The sequence below is a fragment of the Moorena sp. SIO2C4 genome (genome assembly GCF_010672485.1).
Taxonomy (GTDB): Bacteria; Cyanobacteriota; Cyanobacteriia; order Cyanobacteriales; family Coleofasciculaceae; genus Moorena; species Moorena producens.
Genome location: NZ_JAAHGN010000549.1, coordinates 1 through 4920, shown reverse-complemented (window position 1 = coordinate 4920; position 4920 = coordinate 1). Strand labels below are relative to the sequence as shown.

The 4920-nt window shown below is 44.9% G+C and carries 4 protein-coding genes; all 4 read left to right on the top strand.

Translation table 11 applies throughout. The annotated features are described in order from the left end of the window. A partial coding sequence (infB, locus tag F6K20_RS24140) for a translation initiation factor IF-2 (protein ID WP_287296305.1) occupies positions 1-2616 on the top strand: 2616 nt, incomplete at its 5' end. Positions 2617-3067: 451 nt separating this feature from the next. Then, positions 3068-3271 carry a hypothetical protein gene (locus F6K20_RS24135; protein ID WP_071107112.1) on the top strand — a complete coding sequence of 68 codons (204 nt, stop codon included), beginning with the start codon at positions 3068-3070 and terminating at the stop codon, positions 3269-3271. A 330-nt stretch (positions 3272-3601) separates the two neighbouring features. Then, on the top strand, positions 3602-4009 hold the full coding sequence (gene gcvH / locus F6K20_RS24130; RefSeq protein WP_287265410.1) for a glycine cleavage system protein GcvH: 408 nt from the start codon (positions 3602-3604) through the stop codon (positions 4007-4009). Between the two features lie 3 nt (positions 4010-4012). Then, positions 4013-4183: a hypothetical protein gene (locus F6K20_RS24125; RefSeq protein ID WP_287265409.1), complete on the top strand. Its 171-nt coding sequence runs from the start codon at positions 4013-4015 to the stop codon at positions 4181-4183. Positions 4184-4920 lie beyond the last annotated feature (737 nt).

Sequence of the window (4920 nt, the reverse complement as noted above, 5' to 3'; positions counted from 1 at the left end):
CCAGAACTAGCCGCTAAACCAGAACTAGCCGCTAAACCAGAACCAGCCACTAAACCAGAACTAGCCACTAAACCAGTCCAGAACATTTCACAGGAGAGTACACAAAAACCCAAATTAACTGGACCCCCTGTAAGAGTATCACAACCAAAAACTCAGCCTGCTAAGGTTGAGCGACCGATAAAATCAAACCAAAAGGGTTCTTCCGGTTCAAAGTCAGTAAAGAGTCCAACTCCTAACAAATCCCCTGTTATCAATAAACAGTCAACGCCCTCGGAAACATCACCACCAAAGCGTTCTAGTTCACCAAGACCACCCGTTCCTGAACTCCAGCGACCTCCAAAAAGGAGCAAACCAGGTCTTGAGAAAGAAAATTCAGCAATTGATGCTGACTCAACGGGTCTGACAGATGATGTCTCTGATCAAGACACCAACACCTTAGTCAATGAATCCGAGGAACTGCTCAAGGAGGTCAAGCTCCGGCGACCATCTGTCCCCCGACCTGCTAAGAAGAAAGAGTGGGAGGCAGAAAATGGAGAAGACGAAGACAAAGCCCAGAAGGCTAAATCCGCCAAACTCAAGCGGCGACCTAAAATGATTCTGGATGATGAAGATGATCTCGAAACAGGATCAGATCAAATCGATAACAAAATCGATGGTTCATTTTCAGTTAGTCTTTCTCTGGCTCGTCCTCCCAAACCAAAGTCTCTGCAAAAACAGCAAAGCCAAGCAAATACTGCGAGTGTTAGCCACAAGAAGAAGCCTGCTAAAACCAGTAGTAGCAACAAGTCCGATCATCGCGATCGCCGTCGTACACAGAAAAGTCAGCCCAAACGCCCAGAACAAATTGTTTTGAGAGACTCACTCACCATTAGAGACCTGGCTAATGAACTGGCTATTGCAGAAACTGACATTGTTAAAATGCTCTTCTTCAAAGGCATAGCTGTGAGTGTTACCCAGACTTTGGATGTTCCTACTGCCACAATGGTAGCTGAGGAAGTGGGAGTCAAGGTCGAGATGGAAGAAGAAGCCTCTGCTGCGACTAAGGTGGAAATGCTGGATGTCCAAGACCTGGAAAACCTCGAGCGGCGTCCACCTGTGGTGACAATTATGGGTCATGTTGACCACGGTAAAACGACTCTACTCGATGCCATTCGTGAAGCAAAAGTGGCTCAAGGAGAAGCCGGTGGAATTACCCAGCATATTGGCGCATACCACGTAGATGTTGAGCATGAGGATAAAATTCAACAGGTTGTCTTCCTAGACACCCCCGGTCACGAAGCCTTTACAGCCATGCGGGCAAGGGGAACAAAAGTAACTGATATCGCTGTGCTAGTAGTAGCCGCTGATGATGGGGTGCAACCTCAGACCCTTGAAGCCATTAGTCATGCTAGAGCTGCTGAAGTTCCCATGGTAGTTGCTATTAACAAAATTGATAAAGCCGGATCTCAACCTGATCGGGTTAAGCAAGAATTATCAGAACGGGGCTTGGTTCCAGAAGAATGGGGTGGTGAAACGATCATGGTACCAGTGAGTGCTATCCAAAGGGAAAACTTGGATTCACTGCTGGAGATGATTCTATTGGTCTCAGAGCTAGAAGAACTCTCTGCTAATCCGGATCGACCAGCAAAAGGTACGGTGATTGAAGCTCACCTAGATAAAGCCAGAGGTCCTGTTGCCACCTTCTTAGTGCAAAACGGTACTTTGCGGATCGGTGATAGCCTGGTTGTTGGTTCAGTTTTCGGTAAGGTCAGAGCCATGCTTGATGACCGAGGACAGCGAGTCGCACAAGCGACTCCCTCGTTTGCTGTGGAAGTCCTTGGCTTGAGTGATGTTCCAGCTGCTGGTGATGAGTTTGAAGTCTTTGAGAGCGAAAAAGAAGCCCGGGCAGTTGCTGGTGAAAGAGCTCAACAGCAACGTCAATCTCGCCTGCAAACTCGCATGAAATCACGGCGAGTTACCCTCACTGAATTATCAGCCCAGGCTCAAGAAGGTGAACTCAAAGAACTCAACTTGATTTTGAAGGCAGACGTTCAAGGCTCGGTGGAAGCTATTCTGGGATCCCTCGAACAGCTGCCCCAAAGTGAAGTGCAAATTCGAGTTCTACTGGCTGCCCCTGGGGAAGTCACCGAAACGGATGTGGACTTAGCGGCTGCTAGTGGTGCAGTTATTGTTGGCTTTAACACTACCTTAGCTCCTGGTGCTCGACCAGCAGCTGAACAGGAAGGGGTAGATGTGCGGGAATACAACATCATCTACAAACTCCTGGATGATGTTCAAGGTGCGATGGAAGGTCTGTTAGAGCCAGAAGAGGTAGAAGAACCATTGGGTGAAGTAGAAGTTCGAGCTGTCTTCCCAGTGGGTCGTGGTGCCGTGGCGGGTTGCTATGTACTCTCAGGCAAAGCCGTGCGCAATTGCCGTTTACGAGTGCGGCGTGGTGGCAAAGTTATCTACGAAGGAGTTTTGGATTCCCTCAAGCGTGTTAAGGATGATGTCAAGGAAGTCAATGCTGGCTACGAATGTGGTATGGGTGTTGATAAATTCAACGACTGGACGGAAAAAGATATCATTGAAACCTATCAGATGGTAACCAAGCGACGGACTCTCTCCCTGAAGTAGGGCTGAGGGGTGTTCTTACCCAGGGGTCCCTTGCTGGGAAGGTTGTTTTGTTTAAGGTTGAAGGTTAAAGGTTATTTAGCTTCTAGCAAAATTAATCCCACATCTCAATGCGCATTGAGATGTGGGATTAATTTTGCGCTCTTATTGCATGGAATAAGGAAACAATTACAATTGAATATCGTCTATACTAGATGTAGTAGGTAAAATAAATTAAGAGCTAACCGCCACCTACGTGCCTAAAAAATAGAACTTATTGTATTGTTCCGGATTATTGTATTGTTCCGGCGCGGAGGGGCATCCCGTGTCGTTAATAAAGCTTACCGAGTATCCAAACCGTTAGGTGGAGTTGGTAAGAAGCCCACACTGTAATCTTTGATTAAGTGTGGGAGTATGTCACCACTTAAGCATTACCCAACTAGATTCATCTGTATTAAATTTTGGTAAGGTGCATATGGCAAGCTTCGTTAAATCCGAATCCGGACAATTAGATCACGACACTCAAGTTTGGGACAGTCTCAAACAAGCCATAGCAGCTAGTTCAGGATTTCAACGCTGGCAAATGGAACATCCCTTGGGTGAACAATTTCAGGACTATAGTCTTGATAGCCGCGTACGTCGTTACTTACGAGAAACTCTAGAAATGCTTGCCTACTGAACTTCCAGATCGGAGCAGCTCCTATCTGACATCATGTATTTTGATTTTAATTTATTAGTGATTTGTGGCATAAACAGGCAAAGCAATAGCCAGTCTTGGTTAAAATTATTCCTTTTGACGGAATAAAAGGAATAATACCATAGATTGCCAATTAGTGGTGATATTTTAGTAATGGTATTTTAACGATTTAGGTAGGTATAAGTTAACCATGAGTGCATTACTACTTCTTACGGTTCCCTGTCAATAGTCAACGGTCAGTGGTCAAAGAGCTGCTGGACGAAAGACAAATGAGGAAGGATAATTAGCATTGCTGCTGATTTTGGAGTTGACATGGCCTTTGAATATCCTGATGACCTCAAATACCTTGATAGCCACGAATATGTCCGGCTTGATGGCGAAATTGCCACTATTGGTATTACCGCCTTTGCCATTGACCAACTGGGTGACTTAGTTCTTCTGGAACTCCCAGACATTGACGACACCATTGAGAAGGGTAACAAGGAAAATGACAAAAACTTTGGTACCATTGAATCTGTCAAGGCAGTTTCGGATCTATATTCACCGCTATCGGGTACGGTGGTAGAACGAAATGAGGAGATGATTGAGGCTCCTGAACAGATTGCCGAAGACCCCTATGGTGAAGGTTGGTTAATTAAAGTGCGGCTGAATGACCCTGATAACCCACTGGAGGGTGTCCTTTCTCCTGAGGAGTACCGTGCCAAAGTCGAGGCAGAGTAGACTATGACACTCCCCGCCCTGAAAGGACGGGGATTCTTGCTTGGCCGTAGGCCACGCTGCGCGAACAATGGGGTGACTTATTTAACCAGGCCGGAGCCAGGAAAAATAGAGGTCGCCTCGACCCAAGCGTATTTGGTTTATAACCTAGGTTTCGGTGTGCCCCACCGTACCTAAAATAATTAACATATTAAGATAAACATTTTCTTAGGGATCTTAGACTTTCATAGACTTCCAAATCGTTAGACTTGATTGTGCAACCTGATTATCTCAAAACAGGTTTTTTACACTGTCTACTTATTTAAGATCATGTTCATCTAGAATACTATTTTTTTGTTATGTCTTTATCTTAGCACAAAGCCGTCCTGGAAGGACGGGGCTAATGACCCAAATTTTTTGGTAAAAATCTGATCAGTAGGGTTGTCATAACTAAACCCGGCTGTATAAAGTTGTGTATCTAGAACCAATCTAGCAATACCTCTAGGTTGTAGTATCCTAGGTTTTCATAGTGTATATTTAGAACTAAATTGCTTTAGGTCTAAATCGCTTTAGTTATACATCCGGGCTTTGTGTATCTATAGATTTACCAACTTAGGGGGTCACAGCCCTCAAAAGTGACCCCCACCTTCGCTGCTTAATTCACAAATTAGTTTACTATGCAGAATTTGGATATCCAGGATCAAAAAAATAGAGCAAATACTCAGTCGTTGCTGAAATCTGACCCTATTCTTTCCGCATCACAAACACTACCATCTACCGATGCTTTTGTCAATCGACACATAGGTCAGTCAAAGACAGTAGTAAAAAAATCTCTCAACATTTGCTTCAAATGTTCTTCTTCTCGGAGCAAATTAAAATACCAGTATCCCCAGATAGCAATAATTCCTCCAGGCTTAGAAATCCGCTGAACTTCC